The sequence below is a fragment of the Micromonospora parva genome, from assembly GCF_000718515.1.
Taxonomy (GTDB): domain Bacteria; phylum Actinomycetota; class Actinomycetes; order Mycobacteriales; family Micromonosporaceae; genus Micromonospora; species Micromonospora parva.
This window is the reverse complement of the sequence record NZ_JNZS01000004.1, coordinates 290,239-306,894: the sequence shown is the minus strand read 5'-3', so window position 1 is coordinate 306,894 and position 16,656 is coordinate 290,239. Positions and strand designations below refer to the sequence as shown.

Genomic DNA, 16,656 nt, shown 5'->3' with positions numbered 1-16,656 from the left:
GGTGTTCGAGTCGGTGCTGATCGCCAACCGGGGCGAGATCGCGGTCCGCATCGCGCGGACCTGCCGGGAGATGGGGCTGCGGACAGTTGCTGTCTACTCGACAGTCGACCGCGACTCGGCGGTGGTGCGGTTGGCGGACGAGGCCGTCCAGATCGGGCCGGGCCCGAGCCGGCGCAGCTACCTGAGCGCCCCGGCCATCATCGAGGCGGCCCGTCGCACGGGGGCCGACGCGATCCACCCGGGTTACGGCTTCCTCTCCGAGGACCCGGACTTCGCCGAGATCTGTGCGGCCGACGGGATCACGTTCATCGGGCCGCCGCCCGCCGTGATGGCCGCGCTGGGCGACAAGGCCCGGACGCGGGGCATCATGGCGGGCCTCGGCCTGCCGGTGCTTCCCGGCACCACCGACGCCGTCGAGTCGGCGGCCCACGCCCGCGCGGTGGCGGAGGAGATCGGCTTTCCGCTGATCATCAAGGCGGTCGCCGGTGGTGGCGGCCGGGGCGTTCGGGTGGTCCGCGACCCGGCCTCGTTCCTGGGCGAGTTCGCCACCGCGCGGGCCGAGGCGCAGCTGCTCTTCGGCGACAACCGGGTCTACATCGAGCGTTACCTCGAATCGGCGCGCCACGTCGAGGTGCAGGTGCTCACCGACCGTTACGGCAACGGCGTCCACCTCGGCGAGCGCGACTGCTCGGTGCAGCGGCGTCACCAGAAACTGATCGAGGAGTCACCCGCGCCCGGGTTGCCGCAACACCTTGTCGACCGGATGACCGCCGCCGCGGTCACCGGCGCGCTCGGCGTCGGCTACGTGGGCGCGGGCACCTTCGAGTTCCTGGTCGGCGGCGGGGACGACTTCCACCTCATGGAGGTCAACTGCCGCCTGCAGGTCGAACACCCGGTCTCCGAGTTGGTGACCGGCGTCGACCTGGTGCGGCAACAGATCCTCGTCGCGGGCGGCGAACGGCTCGCACTGACCCAGGCTGACGTGACGCCGCGCGGTACCGCGATCGAGTGTCGCCTCAACGTCGAGGACCCGGCGCGCGGCTTCGTACCGACACCGGGTGAGCTGACCCGCTTCGACCTGCCCGCCGGCCCGTTCGTCCGGGTCGACACGCACGGGTACGCCGGCTACCGGGTTCCGGCCGACTACGACTCGCTCCTCGCGAAGGTGGTCGTCTGGGCGCCCGACCGCACCCAGGCCCTGGCCCGGATGGCCCGCGCCCTCGACGAGTGCGCCGTCGAAGGGCCAGGTGTGGCCACCACCCGCGACTTCCTCCGATCGACGCTCGACCATCCGCTGTTCCGCGCCGCCAAACACGACACCTCGCTTGTCGACACCATGCTCACCGGTCTCCAGCCGGACACCACCGAAGCTCCAGAGCGCCACTAAGGGGAGGGTTCACACTGCTGCCGGTTCGCGGGTTTACCGCCCGTGCGTCCACGCGGGCGCCCGCGGACGGAAGGTGGCCGACATGGCAATTGGCAACGCTTCTCCAGGTGTCAGCCGACGGCGACTATTGGCCGGAGTCGGCGCGGGCGCGCTCCTCGCCGGCACCGGGGGAGTCCTGCTCGACGCGGCGCCGGCGGCGGCCGCGTTCTCCAACCGGTTCGGTCGGATGTTCCCGTCGTTACCGGCGTTCGGGTCGGCGACGACCCAGATGCGGAACGCGCTGATCGACCTGTCCCGCGTCGGTGGCCCGATGGACGCCCGCGACCCGCTCGGTGTCGGCGCCGAGGCCCTCTCCGACCTGCAGCAACACAGCATCAACAACCCCGACAACTTCTCGGTCCCGCAGGGCATGACGTACTTCGGGCAGTTCGTCGACCACGACCTGGCCTTCGAGACGACGGCGCCGCTGGGCACGCCGGTCGACCCGACCACGGTGCCCAATCCCCGGACGCCGGCCCTCGACCTCGACTCGCTCTACGGTGCCGGACCGACCGGGAACCCGGAGCTGTACACCTCATCCGACCCCGCCAAACTCAGGATCGAGTCGGGCGGGCGCTTCGAGGACCTGCCGCGCAACTCCAGCGGTAAGGCGATCGTCTTCGACCCCCGCAACGACGAGAACCTGCCGATCGCGCAGATCACTGCCGCGTTCATCCTCTTCCACAACCGGGTGGTCGACCTGGTGCGCGCCCAGGGCACAGCGGAGTCGCAGGTCTTCGCCGCCGCCCGCAGGCTCGTCACCTGGCACTACCAGTGGATCGTGCTCAACGAGTTCCTCCCGCTGATCGCCGGCCCGGGCACCGTCTCCACGGTGCTCAGCGGAGGCCGGCGCTTCTACCGGCCGGAGCCGAACGCGACATTCATCCCGGTCGAGTTCACCGCGGCGGCGTTCCGCTTCGGCCACAGCCAGCCACGACCGGCCTACCTGGTCAACCGCACCGGCAACGGCGGCGACGAGTTCTACGCCATGCTCTTCGACTCGGCGCTGGGCGGCGCCGACCCGGCCGACCTGCGCGGCGGGAAGCGGGCCGCCCGCCGCTACCTCGACTACCAGTTCTGGTTCCAGTTCTTCGACGGCCAGGTGCGCTGGAGCAAGTGGATCGACGTGCGCAACTCGACACCGCTGTTCGGTTTCCCGCTGCCACCGCCGCCGTCCGGCTCGCCGTCTGCCAACCTGCTCGGCCGCGACCTGCTCCGGCAGTTGACCTTCGGCATCCCGTCGGGCCAGCGGATCGCCGCGCACATCGGGGCGCCCGCGCTCGGCAGCTTCAACTTCCCCGAGCTCAGTGGGTACGGCCTCGGCCTGGACGCCAACACCCCGCTCTTCTACTACATCCTCAAGGAGGCGCAGCTCCAGGCCGGCGGCGGTTCGTTGGGCGCGGTGGGTGGGCGGATCGTGGCGGAGGTGCTCATCGGCGTCGCCCAACTCGACCCGGCGAGCTACCTGACCGTGCAGCCCAGCTGGCGCCCGACCCTGCCCGCCCGCTTCTCCGGCCAGTTCACGATGGCGGACCTGCTCACGTACGCCCGGGTCGACCCGGCCAGCCGCAACTCCTGACAGCTCCTGCGCCGCACCCAGGCTCCAGGCGGCCCGGGTGCGGCGCATGAGCACCGTTGAACCGGACTCCAACGGTCCTCGACGCCGCTGGGGGAGGGTGCGGGCATGACTGGCAACTTCAGCGATTTCAAGGTGGCGGACCTGTCGTTGGCGGCCTTCGGGCGTAAGGAGATCGAGCTGGCCGAGCACGAGATGCCGGGGTTGATGTCGATCCGGAGGGAGTTCGCCTCGCGGCGGCCGCTGAAGGGTGCGCGGATCACCGGCTCGCTGCACATGACGATTCAGACGGCGGTGCTGATCGAGACGCTGGTGGCGCTCGGCGCGCAGGTCAGGTGGGCTTCCTGCAACATCTTCTCGACCCAGGACCACGCGGCGGCAGCGATCGTGGTCGGTCCGGCCGGCACCCCGGACGCCCCGGCGGGCGTCCCGGTCTACGCGTGGAAGGGCGAGACCCTCGACGAGTACTGGTGGTGCACCCAGCAGGTGCTGCTCTGGCCGGACGGGCAGGGCCCGAACATGATCCTCGACGACGGTGGTGACGCCACGTTGCTGGTGCACAAGGGTGCCGAGTTCGAGGCGATCGGGGCGGTGCCGTCGCCGGAGAGCGCGGACTCCGAGGAGTACGAGGTCATCCTCGGTGTGTTGACCCGGTCGCTGCGGGAGGACAACCGTCGCTGGACGCGGGTCGCCGCCGGGATCAGGGGCGTGACCGAGGAGACCACCACCGGTGTGCACCGGCTGTACGAGATGCAGCAGGCGGGGAACCTGCTGTTCCCGGCGATCAACGTCAACGACTCGGTGACCAAGAGCAAGTTCGACAACAAGTACGGCTGCCGGCACTCGCTCATCGACGGCATCAACCGGGCCACCGATGTGCTGATCGGCGGGAAGGTCGCCGTCGTGTTCGGTTACGGCGACGTTGGCAAGGGCTGCGCCGAGAGTCTGCGCGGTCAGGGCGCGCGGGTCATCGTGACCGAGGTGGACCCGATCTGCGCCCTGCAGGCGGCGATGGACGGCTACCAGGTCGCGACCATCGATGACGTTGTCGAGACCGCTGACATCTTCGTGACCGCGACGGGCTGCTTCAGTGTGATCACCAACGAGCACATGGCCCGCATGAAGCACCAGGCGATAGTGGGGAACATCGGTCACTTCGACAACGAGATCGACATGGCCGGTCTCGCGAAACGCGGGGACGTCGAGCGGATCACGGTGAAGCCGCAGGTGGACGAGTGGCGGTTCGCGGACGGCCACTCGATCATTGTGTTGTCCGAGGGGCGGCTGTTGAACCTCGGCAACGCCACCGGACATCCGAGCTTCGTGATGTCGAACAGCTTCGCCAACCAGACCATCGCGCAGATCGAGCTGTTCACCCGCACCGACCAGTACCCGGTCGGTGTCCACACCCTCCCCAAGCACCTGGACGAGAAGGTCGCCCGACTCCACCTCGCCGCGTTGGGTGTGCGCCTCACCGAGCTGACCAAGGAACAAGCCAACTACCTCGGTGTCCCGGTCGAGGGGCCCTACAAGCCCGACCACTACCGCTACTGAGAGGGCCCGTCCGCATGATCGCCGTATCCGGTTCGATCGCGACCGACCATCTGATGCGCTTCCCGGGGCGGTTCGCCGAGCAACTCGTCGCCGGCAGCCTCGACACCGTCTCGCTCTCGTTCCTCGTCGACGACCTCGTCGTCCGTCGCGGCGGTGTCGCTGCCAACATCGCCTTCGGGCTGGCTCAACTCGGGCACCGGCCGGTGCTGCTCGGCGCGGTCGGTGGCGACTTCGGCGACTACCGCAGCTGGCTGGAGCGCAACGGGGTCGACTGCTCGGAGGTGCAGGTCAGCTCCATCGCACACACCGCGCGGTTCATCTGCACCACCGACACCGACCTCTGCCAGATCGCGTCGTTCTATCCGGGTGCGATGGGCGAGCCCGACCGGATCAGCCTCGACGGTGTCGCCACCCGGGCCGGCGGCCTCCGGCTCGTCATCGTCGCCGCGGAGAATCCGGACACCATGCTCGCCCGTGCCGCCGCCTGCCGCCGACTGGGCCTGCCCTTCGCCGCCGACCCGTCGCAGCAGCTGGCCCGGATGCCGTCGGCCGACATCGAGGCGATGATCACCGGTGCGCGCTATCTGTTGACGAACGAGTACGAGGCGGCGCTGCTGGAGTCGAAGACCGGCCTGAGCGAGGACGACATCCTGCGCCGGGTGGGCGTGCGGGTCGTGACCCTGGGCGCCAACGGGGTACGGATCACCGGGCGCGACGGCGAGTTCCTGGTCCCGGCGGCGCGGGTGGGCGCCATCGTCGACCCGACCGGCGTCGGCGACGGCTTCCGGGCCGGCTTCTTCGCCGCGCTCGCCGCGGACCTGCCCATCGAACGGGCGGCACAGGTGGGCTGCGTGCTGGCGGCGCACGTGCTGGAGGTCGAGGGCCCGCAGGAATACACCGTCGACGCCGACGTTTTCGAGCGCCGCATCGTCGAGTCGTACGGCAGTGAGGTCGCGGTCGACGTGCGCGCGTTGGGCCTGGCGCCGGTCTGACCGGGCCGGCCGGCGGCGCTGACCTGCGGCGAGGAGCACGGATCCGCCGTCGTGACGGTCAGCGACCGGGTTGTGTCGCCGACGCGGGCATGGTCACCTGGGCACTGGCCCGGGTTCGCTGGATCAGCACGACGCAGGCCAGCACCACCACCGCCGCCCCGATCGAGGCGGGTGTGACGGTCTCGCCGAGCAGCAGCGCCGACCAGATCAGGGTCAGTACGGGCTGGGCCAGCTGAATCTGGCCGACCTTGGCGATGCCACCCCGGGCGAGACCCGCGTACCAGGCGAAGAAGCCGAGGAACATCGAGACGACGGTGAGGTAACCGAACGCCGACCAGACGACGGCGTCCGCCTGTGGGGGACGGGCGACGGCCGCCACGGCCGTGATGGGCACCGTGGCAGGCAGGGAGAGCAGCAACGCCCAGCAGATCGTCCGGGCCCCGCCGAGCTCGCGGGCGAGCGCGCCGCCCTCGGCGTACCCGAGGCCGCAGAGCACGACCGCTGCCAGCAGGAACAGGTCGGCGAGGGAGAGGGCGCCGTGCACCGCGCCGCTGGCGGCGAGGAACGTGAGCACCGACAGCAGTCCAGCGACAGTGGCGATCCAGAACAACGGGGGCGGGCGCTCGTTCGACCGCAGCACCGCGAAGACGGCCGTCATGGCGGGCAGCACCGTGATGACCACCGCGCCGTGCGCGGAGGTCTGCGTGGTGAGCGCGAGCGACGTGAACAGTGGAAAGCCGACGACGACACCGAGCGCGACGATCGAGAGCCGCTGCCACTGGCCCCGGGTGGGTCGCGGCGCTCTGGTGAACCGCAGGTACGCGTACGCCAGCAGCGCCGCGCCGACCGCCCGGCCGAAGGCGACGAACCACGGGTCGAGATCCTGCACCGCGAGGCGGGTGGCCGGCAGCGACATGCTGAAGGCGAGCACCCCCAGTGCGCCGAGGGCGAGGCCGGCGCCGCGTCCCGCTGTTATCGTCACCGGGGCAGTAGCGCTACTCTGTACCGTCATGGGCAACGGTAACGCTGTTGATTCTGTTGTTCAAGATCTGCGGAGCCTGGTGGACGCGGCGGCAGCAGGCACGCGCCTGCCCTCGGTACGCGAGCTGACCGCCCGCCACCACGCCTCCCCGGTGACGGTGGCAGCGGCGATCCGGCAGCTTGTTGCGGAGGGCCTGATCGAGACCCGATCGGGCCGGGGCACCTTTGTGGCCGGTCGGCCAGCCCAGCGGAGCGCGCCCGACCTGTCGTGGCAGACGGTGGCGCTCGGCCCCCGCCGGCCGGGCGAGGAGGAGATGCAGGCGTTACTCGCGTTACCGCCCGCAGGTGCGATTCCGCTGTCCGGTGGTTATCTGGAGCCGAATCTTCAGCCCGCCGGCCCGCTCGGCGCGGCGTTGGCCCGCGCGGCCCGGCAGCCGTCCTCCTGGGAGCGCGGACCGGCCGAGGGGCGCGGGGATCTGCGCGCCTGGTTCACCCGCGAGGCCGGCACGGGGCTGCGCCCCGACGACATGGTGATCTGCCCCGGCGGGCAGGCCGCACTGTCGTCGACGCTGCGCGCGCTGACCACGCCCGGCGACACCCTGCTCGTGGAGTCCCCGACCTACCTGGGCGCGCTGGCCGCCGCCCGCGCAGCGGGCCTGCGACTGGTGCCCGTGCCCGCCGACGTCGATGGCGTACGGCCCGACCAGCTCGCCGTCGCGTTCGCCCGTACCGGCGCCCGGCTGTTCTACTGCCAGCCGCTCTACGCCAACCCGCACGGCGCGACGCTCGCCGTCCAGCGCCGAGCGGCGGTCGCGGCCGAGGTTCGCGCCGCCGGGGCGTTCCTGATCGAGGACGACTACGCCCGCGACCTGGCCATCGACGGCGACCCGCCGCCGCCACTGGCCGCCGACGACCCGGACGGGCACGTCATCTACCTACGCTCGCTGACCAAATCCGCCGCACCCGGCCTCCGGGTCGCCGCGATCGGTGCGCGCGGTCCGGCTGGCACCCGACTGCGGGCTGCCCGGCTGCTCGACGACTTCTTCGTCGCCGGGCCGCTGCAACAGGCCACGTTGGAGTTCGTCACCGCACCTGCCTGGGCCCGGCATCGTCGTAACCTGCGAAACGAGCTGCGCTCCCGGCGCGAGGCGCTGCTGTCCGCGCTGGCGCGGCACGTGCCGTCGCTGACCCCGCAGGGCGTTCCGCGCGGTGGGCTGCACCTGTGGGTCCGGCTTCCCGACGGCACTGACGACGTGGCGTTGTCCGCCGCCGCTGCCGCCGCGGGCGTCATCGTCTTCCCCGGCCGGCCCTGGTACGCAGCCGAGGCTCCAGCGCCCCACCTGCGCCTCACGTACGCGGCTGCCCCGGCGGAGTTGATGGACGAAGCGGTCCGCCGACTCGCTGTCGCACTCGGCCGGTCATAGCGCTCGCCCCGACCTCGCACTGACCACTGCCTGGATGTCCGGCGACAGCCGCGTCGCGTTGAGCCGCATGAGCCTTTGACCTACAAACGCGGGCAATTGCCCCATCGACGGGCGTCCACGTCTTGGCAGCGGCGCGCGCCTCCGCTACCGTCCTGGGAACGCTCCCATGAACTTGGACACATCTATGTGATCTGGAGGCAACACGACGTGGCCATCCTCTCCTCGCTCCGCCGCAGATCGGCGGCCATCGGTGTGGCGGCCGTCGCGGGCGCCACCGCTGTCGGCGTCTGCCTCGCCGTCAGCAGCGCATCCGCTGGCACACTGTCCGGGTCGCTCTACCGCGACCCGAGCTCGGCCGTCGTCCGCTGGGTCGCCGCCAACCCCGGTGACTCGCGTGCCGCCGTCATCCGCGACAAGATCGCGAGTCAGCCGCAGGCGCGCTGGTTCGCCAACTTCAACCCCTCGACGGTGCAGTCCGAGGTCTCCGGTTTCATCGGCGCCGCCAACGCGGCGCAGCAGATCCCGGTGCTGGCGGTCTACGAGATCACCAACCGGGACTGCGGCGGGGCCAGCGCCGGTGGGGCGCCGGACCTCAACCAGTACCAGACGTGGGTGTCCAACTTCGCCAGGGGACTCGGCAACCAGACCGTCATCATCATCCTGGAAACCGACTCGCTCGCCCTGCTGACCTGCCTGAACACCAGTGAGATCAACGCGCGCAACCAGGCGATCTCGACGGCCACCCGCACCATCAAGTCGGGCAACCCCAACGCCAAGGTGTACCTCGACGGCGGCCACTCCACCTGGAACAGCGCCGGTGAGACGGCCAACCGGCTCCGGGCGGCCGGCGTGCAGTACGCCGACGGCTTCTTCACCAACGTGTCGAACTACAACTCCACCTCCAACGAGGCGAACTTCGGCCGGGCGGTCATCTCCTCCCTCAACGGCATGGGGATCTCGGGCAAGCGCCAGGTCATCGACACCAGCCGTAACGGGGGCGCCAGCGGGGACTGGTGCGGCGACGACAACACCGACCGGCGCATCGGTCAGTACCCGACGACCAACACCGGCGACAACAACATCGACGCGTACCTCTGGGTGAAGCCGCCGGGTGAGGCGGACGGCTGCCGCTTCACTGCCGGTTCGTTCCAGCCCGATCTGGCCTTCAGCCTGGCCAACGGCGCGCCGAACCCGCCGACCACCACCCCGCCCACCACGACGCCGCCGACCACCACGCCGCCGACCACGACCCCGCCGACCACGCCGCCGGTCACCCCGCCGAACACGACGCCGCCGGCCGGTGACGGCTGCTACGCGTCGGTGGCGATCAACCAGTGGGCCGAGGGCTTCACCGCGAGCGTGACGGTCACCGCCGGCAAGTCGGACATCAACGGCTGGACCGTGACCATCGTGCTGCCCGGCGGCGCCGGAGTCACCGGCACCTGGAACGCCCAGGCCAGCGGCTCCAGCGGCACTGTCGAGTTCACCAACGTGAGCTACAACGGCCGGGTCGCCGGCCGGCAGTCGACCAACTTCGGCTTCCAGGGCACCGGCACCGGCCCGGGTGTGCTGGCGGAGTGTGTGACCGCCTGACCCGATCCGATGTCACGGCCCGGCGCGGAGGACACTCTCCGCGCCGGGCCGGTCCCTGCCGTGGCGACGCGACCGGGAGTCCGGAGTTACGGGGCGGCCAGCAGCGACTCGCGTTCGCCTGCGCGCTGCATGTCGGTGACGACTGACCGCACGATGTCGTCGAGGTCGTAGCGGGCGGTGTAGCCGATGAGTTCGTGGGCCAGTGACAGATCCGGCATGCGGCGGGCCATGTCCTCGAAGCCGCTACCGTAGGCGACCTCGTACGGCACCGTCTGGATGTCGCTGGTCGAGCCGGTGAAGTCCTTGATCTTCTCGGCCAGTCCGCGGATGGAGACCTCCTCACGCCCGCCGAGGTTCACCGCCCTACCGTGCGCTGCCGGGGTCTGCAGCAGCTTGACGATCGCGGGCACCACGTCGTAGACCGACCCGAAGCACCGGCGCTGCGTGCCGTCGCCGTACACGGTGATCGGTTCGTGGTTGAGCGCCTGCGTGACGAACCGCGGCAGGACCATGCCGTACCGACCGGTCTGCCGCGGCCCGACGACGTTGAACAGTCGGTAACTCACGCAGGGGGTGCCCGTCTCGGACGCGCGGATGTGCGCCACCAACTCGTCGAGACCCTTGGCCGCCGCGTACGACCACCGGCTGAGCAGCGGGGACCCCAGGATCCGGTCGGCGTCCTCGCGGAGCCCGTCGGCGTCGTTCTTGCCGTACACCTCGCTGGTCGACGTGACGCCGAACGGCACGCCGTGCGTGACCGCCGCCTCGACGACGTTCTCCGTGCCGTACAGGTTGACCCGCAGTGAGTGCAGGGGACTGTCGACGATGGTTCGCACGCCGACGGCGGCGGCGAGATGGAAGACCAGATCCTTGCCGCGGACGCACTCGTTCACCAGGTCCCGGTCGAGGATCGACCCCTCGACCAGGCGTACGGTGCCGGCGTCCAGGCAACTGGCGAGGTTTGCCACCGAACCAGTGGACAGCTCGTCGAGCACTGTGACGTCGTGTTCTTGCTCAACCAGGAATTCACAGAGGTGGGAGCCGATGAATCCGGCGCCCCCGGTGACAAGAATTCGCATTGCTCGCTTCCTTTCGGCAGCAGGTGGGGTGCGGGTGTCGGGCGCGGACGGTCAGGCCAGGCACCGCATGATGTGGTACGCCTCGGCCAGCGGTACGCCGGCCTGCATGCCGCGCAGGACCGCGAGGCTGCGGAGGGTTTCTTCGGACCGTGTATGTGGATGCTCGTGAATCTGGGTGGCGTACTGCCGCATCGCTTCGAGCTTGCTGCCGAGGTCTTCCTCGGTGAGCTCGACCAGGAGGTTGGGCATGGGAACCGAATCGGTTCGCCACTGATCCGCCGCCTCCTCGTAGGCCAGCACGAAGTCGGGGTGATGGCGTAGCCGGTTGTTGGACGGCCGCGTCGCGGTGTGGGCCGCCTCAGCCACGGCCTGGTGGTCCTGGTTGTAGCTCGAACGGTGCGGAGCGATCAACATCGTGGGCCGCAGCCTGGCGATGGCGAGCGGGCTCTCCTGCTCCACCATGTTGGCGAGTTCGAGTCGGGGAAGCTGGTCGAGCCGGAGGTGGTACTCGTCGCCCGGAAAGGCCATGTGCCAGCCGTCCCACTGTTGGTGGTCGGCGACCCGCTTGATCTCGTCGTTGCGGTCCTCCGGGCTGGTAGAGACCGACGAGGACTGGTCGGTGGTGTTGCCGACCGTGAGGAACTGGACGAAGACCTCGGCGCCTGCGGACTTCGCCTTGTGGATTAATCCGCCACAGCCGAGAACCTCGTCGTCGGGGTGCGGCGAAAGGATGAGAATGCGCTGCTGCGACCAGCTGAACGTCATCGTGGGTGTCCGTTTCCGTGAGTCATCCGAAGGTCTTCTGGAGCGCGGCTCAGAGTCGTTCGACGTTGTCGTAGCGCCCCATGCGGCCGCTCGTGTCGAGCACCAGCCGGGAGCGCCGGGCAATGGCCGCGAGGTCGAACGCCGAGTGCGGCTGCAGCAGCACGACGGCGTCGCAGTCGTGGACCGCGTACAGGGGTGCCTCGACCGGAGTGATGCTCACGCCGTCGACGGTCCAGTTCCGTACGTAGGGATCGGCGAAACACAACTCGGCGCCGAGGCTGAGCAGCTCACGGGCCAGTGGCAGGGCCGGGGTCTCGCGGTCGTCGGCGATGTCCGGCTTGTACGTCACACCCAGCAGCATCACGCGCGCGCCGTTGACCGACTTCCGCTCCCGGTTGAGCGCCCGCTGCAGGCGGCTGGCGACGTACTTCGGCATCCGCCCGTTGATCTCGTCAGCCGTCTCGGCCAGCCGGAAGGTGTAGCCGAGCTTGCGGACGGTGTGCGACAGGTAGGAGGGGTCGACCGGGATGCAGTGGCCGCCGACTCCCGGCCCGGGAAGGAACTTGTGGAAGCCGAAAGGCTTGGTGGCAGCGGCCTCGATGGTCTCCCACAGGTCGATGCCCAGTTCCTCGCAGAAGATCGCCATCTCGTTGACCAGGGCGATGTTCACGTTGCGATAGGTGTTCTCCAGCAGCTTCGCCATCTCGGCTTCGCGCAGGCCGGAGGTGGGCACCACCCGGGACACGAGCTTGCCGTAGAAGGTGGCCGCCTGGTCACGGCAGCTCTCGGTGAGGCCGCCGACGACCTTTGGCGTGTTCCGCAGTCCGAACTGCCCGTTGCCCGGATCGATGCGCTCGGGTGAGTACGCCAGGCTGAAGTCGCGTCCCGCCGTGAGGCCTGACTTCTCCAGGATCGGCCGGACGACCTCCTCGGTCGTGCCGGGGTACGTGGTGGACTCGAGCACGACCAGGGTGCCCGGCGTCAGGCAGGCGGCGACCATGTGTGCCGCGCTGCGCACCGCCGACAGGTCCGGCCCGTGATCGTCGCTGAGTGGCGTCGGCACGCAGACGATGATGACCGCGCTCTCGGCGAACGACGCCGGGTCCGTCGTCGCCCGGAAGCCGGCGTCGAGCATCTCGCCGAGATCGTCCTTGGAGATGTCGTCGATGTAGGATTTCCCGCTGTTCAGCATATCGACGCGATTGGCGTCGATATCCACTCCGATGACGCGCAGTCCGGCAGCGGCCGCCTCTTTCAGCAGAGGCAGACCCACATAGCCAAGACCAACAACTGCCAGATCGTACGACACGCGAGAACTCTCACCTGTTGGTTCCTCGGCTATAGAGGTTGGTGAGTAGTCCTGCTCGAACGACCGATGCGACCGGGCATCGTCCAATATCATGGAGGTAACCGACTCTTGTCCCATGACCGCCTCATTTCGACCAGACTTCTACCGTCCGCCGGTCCGCGTGCCCGCGACCGGGCCGCGTTCCGGCTGCGCCCGAGCTCCTTTCGGTGCGCCGGACCTGCCTATTGAGAGTCCGGCGGCCAAAGGGTCGACCTTCCTGGTCGATTGCCGGGTGCCAGCCCCTGGTGGACCTCGGACCATCTCGTACGCGCTTGCTGCTCGACTCGTTGGAACCAGTGACGGGAGAGCGCACAATTCGTGTCCGCTCTCCCGATAGGCTGAACGCGATCCCGCCCTTCCGCAGTTCCTTTATATTCGTAGCAGCAACGTACTCCGGCGGCGGTACCGCACTAGCGTTCTCCCGATTACTCAATAGATTCTGTGGAACTGCTCATCAGAACGGGGATTTACTACTGAGGAGATTTCCCCGAGAGGCGGCAGAAGTGCCATCGGATCCGGGCCGCGGAAGTCGCCGAACAGCGCAGCGCGCCGGCCGGTGTCGCATTGACGGTGGCCGGCGCGCAGAGGGCGCCGCGAAGGTAGGTGGCCCGTGCGGGCCGCATACCAGCTGCGATCAGGTCAGTGGGTCAGCTTCCTGCCCCGGATGACGTCGTTGATGACGAAGAAGTTGATGGTCGGGACGATGTCCAGCAGTCGCGTGATGGGGGTGTCGTACTTGCGGGCCATGTACTGGTAGTTGGCGACCGCGTCGGCGCCTTCGCCGTCCCGCGCGTGCGGCCAGTGCAGCGACACCGCGTCGCGGTTGAGGAACATGCGGGCCCCGTCGCGGTGCAGTCGGTAGCCGAGGTCGACGTCCTCGCCGCCCCAGGCGCGGAACGCGTCGTCGAACATGCCGACCCGCCGTAGCTGTTCCGTGCGCACCGAGGAGTTGAACGTCCAGTACATGAGCCAGGGTGCCGGCGCGTCGGAGAAGTCGTCGCCCTCCCGGATGAAGAAGTCCTCCCTGATGTCGGGGTGCAGGCCCTTCTCACGCCACTGCTCGATCGTGCCGTCCACATCGTTGACGTCGAGGTCGGCCAGGACCTCGTCGGCGTTCTCGTTGTTCAGGCTGTAGCCGAAGACGTACCCGCACAGGGCGATCGGTTCGCTGTAGGCCTCGTGGGTGGCGAGGTGCACGCGCAGGAGGCTGGAGTGCGCCATCACACCCGCGTCCATGAAGACGGTGATCTCGCCCTCGGCGTGGCTGATGCCGAGGTTGCGGGCCCCGGCGGCCCGGTAACCCTCGTCCTCCTGGAAGAAGTAGCGCAGGTTCATCTGGTCCATGTACTTCTTCACGACGTCCGCGGTGTCGTCCGACGATCCGTCGTCGACCACCAGCACCTCGTAGTCGTCGTGATCCAGGTCCTGGCGGACCAGGGACTCAAGGGTGAGCTGCAGAATGTCCGACCGGTTGTAGGTCGGGATTACGACGGACAGTTTCATGGCCTCTCCTCTTCTTGCGGGACATTTCGTGGAAGGCGAGCAGCGCGAACGCGGCGGCCGTCAGCAGGCCACCGAACAACGGGATGACGCGGACCCCGGCCGTCGCCAGCAGGCCCGCGCCGATGAACGAGCCGGCCGCGAGGCCGAAGTTGAACGCGACGCTGAGGCTGGCGGACGCCATGTCGGTGGTCGACGGGGCCACCTGCATGATTCGGTGCTGGATTCCCGCGATCAGCGAACTGAACGACATGCCCGCCACGGCGAGCAGAGGGATCGTCAATATCTTGCTCGAACCAACCCCGTAGAGGCCGAGCATCGCCGCGGTGATGAGCCCGAGCAGCCCCAGCACGACACCGAGTGGGAACCGGTCCAGGACCCGACCGACCGCCCACGTGCCGGCGACGCCGAACGAGCCCTGGACGAAGAGCAGCAGGCCGAGAGATGCCGCGGCGAACCCGCTCACGTCGAGGAGGAACACGGTCATGTAGGTGAACGCGCCCATGGCCCCGGTGACCGCGAGGATGGTGGCGACGAGGAGCACCACGAAACGCTGCCGATCCGGCATCGGCCCCACGTCGCTCGCGCTCTGTTGCGGTGCGACGCTCGGCAGGAGCAGGGCGACCGCGATGCAGGTGACGAAGCCGAGGGCGGCCATCGCGACGAAGGCGGCCCGCCAGCCGGCCTGTCCGCCCAACCAGGTGCCCAGCGGTACGCCGAGGACCGGGCCGAGAGCGTTGCCTATCGACAGCCGCGCCACGATGCGGCCTCGGATGTTCTCGGGGAACATCGAGATCGCCACGGGGAACACCACCGCCCAGAAGACGCCGTTGGTGATGGCGGACACCAGCCGGGCGGCGAGCAGCACCTCGTACGAGGTGGCGAGGGCTGACACCGCCGTCGCCGCGGCGAACACGCCGAGGGCGCCGGCGAGCAGCGGCCGTCGGGGTACTCGTCGAGTGACCCGGGTCAGCGGAAGCGCCACGATCATGACCACCACCGCGTACCCGGTCACCAGCAGACCGGTCTCCGACCTGGAGCGTCCCAGGTCCGGCGCGATCAGCGTGAGCAGACCGATCGGAAGCACTTCGGTGGTGACGTAACAGAAAGTGGCGGCGGACAACGCGGTGAGGGCATAGACCGCGCGTCGTTGGTGCACCATGGCTACCTCCCAATTCCTGGACAAGGTGTAGCAAGAAGTCGCCACGCAAGCGGTACACAACAGACACTCGTTCGTCTCGACGGCGCTACTCAACCGCAGGTCCGCTTGCGTGATACCGGCTAACCGGGTTTTGAAGGTAGCATATCCGGGCCGTCATCCCTCGCCATGTCCACACTAGAGATGTTTGCGCACGTCAGTCGCGTGTCGGAGTGGCGCGGGCGATGCGGGCGAGCCGGCCGAGCTACTACCGCTAGGCGATTGACAGGAAGCTTCGCGGGTCTGACCGGGTCCGAGCGCAGGGTGCGGCGACGGGGGCCTCGCGGGCGGGCGTCAGTGAACAGTGCGGGCGAGGTCGGCCAGCACAACTGTCGTTGTGCCGCCCGCCGGCTCGCGACTCCGCCAGCGGCAGCTCGACGCACAACGGCGTGGGTGGCGGCTCAAACGGGTTCTGGGTGCCATTTACCGAGGTCTTGAGTGGAGCTCAGTCGGGTGCAGAGTACCGCCCCGCGAGTACGTTCATTCCTGGATAAGAAGGGAGGCACGCAATGCCTATCAACAATTTCGCCCTGCTCCGCGCGCAGGACATCGTGAAGAACGGGTGGGCCCACGAGCAACTACCCGTTTCCGTCAGTGACGGGTGGTATGAATTCGCGAAATTATGGGAGGACCTTCCAATCGACCCGTACGTCCAACCGAGCCACCGGACACGCCGATACCGCCGGTTGGGGCGGCTGCTGGGACGCGCCGGAGGTGCCCTGGAAACGCTGCCCGCCCAGCCGTTCTACCAGGCGACGGACGTGAACCGGGTCTACGGTGGGCAGGCCAGGCAGTTCGCGCCGATCACGCCGGAGGCGTACGAGAACGCAAACTTCCAAGCCGTCATCACACACGACCTGGGCTTTGTCAGCCGTGCCAGCGGAATTGACAGCGACTGGTTGATAACCGTCCACATGATCCGTGTGACGGCCGGCAGTGAAGGCACTTCGGCGCCCGCCCCGGAGGGGCGGCACAGCGACGGCCACGACTATGTGGCCATCCATCTGGTCGGCCGGCAGAATTGCGCCGGTGGCATCAGCCGTGTCTTCCGCAAGGGTGAGAGCGAGCCGTTGTTCGAGCACGCGATGGTGAATCCTATGGAAACCATTCTGCTCGACGATCGCGCAATGGAACACGAAGTAACCCCGATCGGACCCGAGGGTGCGACAGTCGCGACCCGCGACATGATGATCATCGATTTCGAGCGAGCCTAGTCTTCC

At 68.8% G+C, this 16,656-nt stretch carries 13 protein-coding genes; 7 read left to right on the top strand and 6 right to left on the bottom strand.

Annotation, left to right across the window (positions count from 1 at the left end; translation table 11 throughout):
• Position 1: 1 nt before the first annotated feature.
• From IF22_RS0106095 to IF22_RS0106080, 4 genes are all read left to right on the top strand, one after another.
• Positions 2-1,387 carry an acetyl-CoA carboxylase biotin carboxylase subunit gene (locus IF22_RS0106095; RefSeq protein WP_030329350.1) on the top strand — a complete coding sequence of 462 codons (1,386 nt, stop codon included), beginning with the start codon at positions 2-4 and terminating at the stop codon, positions 1,385-1,387.
• Positions 1,388-1,469: 82 nt separating this feature from the next.
• A complete protein-coding gene (locus tag IF22_RS0106090; RefSeq protein ID WP_156057346.1) occupies positions 1,470-3,005 on the top strand; it encodes a peroxidase family protein in 1,536 nt (511 codons plus the stop codon).
• A 105-nt stretch (positions 3,006-3,110) separates the two neighbouring features.
• Positions 3,111-4,556 (top strand): adenosylhomocysteinase, encoded by a 1,446-nt coding sequence (ahcY, locus tag IF22_RS0106085; protein ID WP_051708206.1) that lies wholly within the window; start codon positions 3,111-3,113, stop codon positions 4,554-4,556.
• A 14-nt stretch (positions 4,557-4,570) separates the two neighbouring features.
• Positions 4,571-5,548 (top strand): carbohydrate kinase family protein, encoded by a 978-nt coding sequence (locus IF22_RS0106080; protein WP_030329347.1) that lies wholly within the window; start codon positions 4,571-4,573, stop codon positions 5,546-5,548.
• A 58-nt stretch (positions 5,549-5,606) separates the two neighbouring features.
• On the opposite strand, the gene IF22_RS0106075 is transcribed toward IF22_RS0106080, so the two are convergent.
• Complete coding sequence (locus IF22_RS0106075) at positions 5,607-6,560, bottom strand: DMT family transporter (RefSeq protein ID WP_051708205.1); 954 nt, start codon at positions 6,558-6,560, stop codon at positions 5,607-5,609.
• Here IF22_RS0106075 and IF22_RS0106070 point away from each other — a divergent pair.
• Together IF22_RS0106070 and IF22_RS0106065 are read left to right on the top strand one after the other, a co-directional pair.
• On the top strand, positions 6,559-7,953 hold the full coding sequence (locus IF22_RS0106070; protein ID WP_030329345.1) for an aminotransferase-like domain-containing protein: 1,395 nt from the start codon (positions 6,559-6,561) through the stop codon (positions 7,951-7,953). The two genes, IF22_RS0106075 and IF22_RS0106070, sit on opposite strands and share 2 nt — an antisense overlap.
• Before the next feature lie 207 nt (positions 7,954-8,160).
• The gene (locus IF22_RS0106065; RefSeq protein WP_030329344.1) at positions 8,161-9,546 is read left to right on the top strand and encodes a glycoside hydrolase family 6 protein; all 1,386 of its coding nucleotides are present in this window, start codon (positions 8,161-8,163) and stop codon (positions 9,544-9,546) included.
• Between the two features lie 86 nt (positions 9,547-9,632).
• Here IF22_RS0106065 and IF22_RS0106060 read toward each other — a convergent pair whose 3' ends face one another.
• The 5 genes from IF22_RS0106060 to IF22_RS0106040 all read right to left on the bottom strand — a co-directional run bounded on the left by IF22_RS0106060 (position 9,633) and on the right by IF22_RS0106040 (position 15,400).
• On the bottom strand, positions 9,633-10,625 hold the full coding sequence (locus tag IF22_RS0106060) for an NAD-dependent epimerase/dehydratase family protein (RefSeq protein ID WP_030329343.1): 993 nt from the start codon (positions 10,623-10,625) through the stop codon (positions 9,633-9,635).
• Between the two features lie 51 nt (positions 10,626-10,676).
• On the bottom strand, positions 10,677-11,390 hold the full coding sequence (locus IF22_RS0106055; RefSeq protein WP_030329342.1) for a PIG-L deacetylase family protein: 714 nt from the start codon (positions 11,388-11,390) through the stop codon (positions 10,677-10,679).
• A 49-nt stretch (positions 11,391-11,439) separates the two neighbouring features.
• Positions 11,440-12,699 (bottom strand): nucleotide sugar dehydrogenase, encoded by a 1,260-nt coding sequence (locus IF22_RS0106050; RefSeq protein ID WP_036410874.1) that lies wholly within the window; start codon positions 12,697-12,699, stop codon positions 11,440-11,442.
• Positions 12,700-13,377: 678 nt separating this feature from the next.
• Complete coding sequence (locus tag IF22_RS0106045) at positions 13,378-14,241, bottom strand: glycosyltransferase (RefSeq protein WP_036410872.1); 864 nt, start codon at positions 14,239-14,241, stop codon at positions 13,378-13,380.
• Positions 14,180-15,400: an MFS transporter gene (locus IF22_RS0106040; protein WP_051708204.1), complete on the bottom strand. Its 1,221-nt coding sequence runs from the start codon at positions 15,398-15,400 to the stop codon at positions 14,180-14,182. Before IF22_RS0106040 ends, IF22_RS0106045 begins: the two co-directional genes overlap by 62 nt.
• Positions 15,401-15,945: 545 nt before the next feature.
• Between IF22_RS0106040 and IF22_RS0106035 the strand changes: the two genes are divergently transcribed.
• Positions 15,946-16,650 (top strand): 2OG-Fe dioxygenase family protein, encoded by a 705-nt coding sequence (locus tag IF22_RS0106035; protein ID WP_030329333.1) that lies wholly within the window; start codon positions 15,946-15,948, stop codon positions 16,648-16,650.
• Positions 16,651-16,656 lie beyond the last annotated feature (6 nt).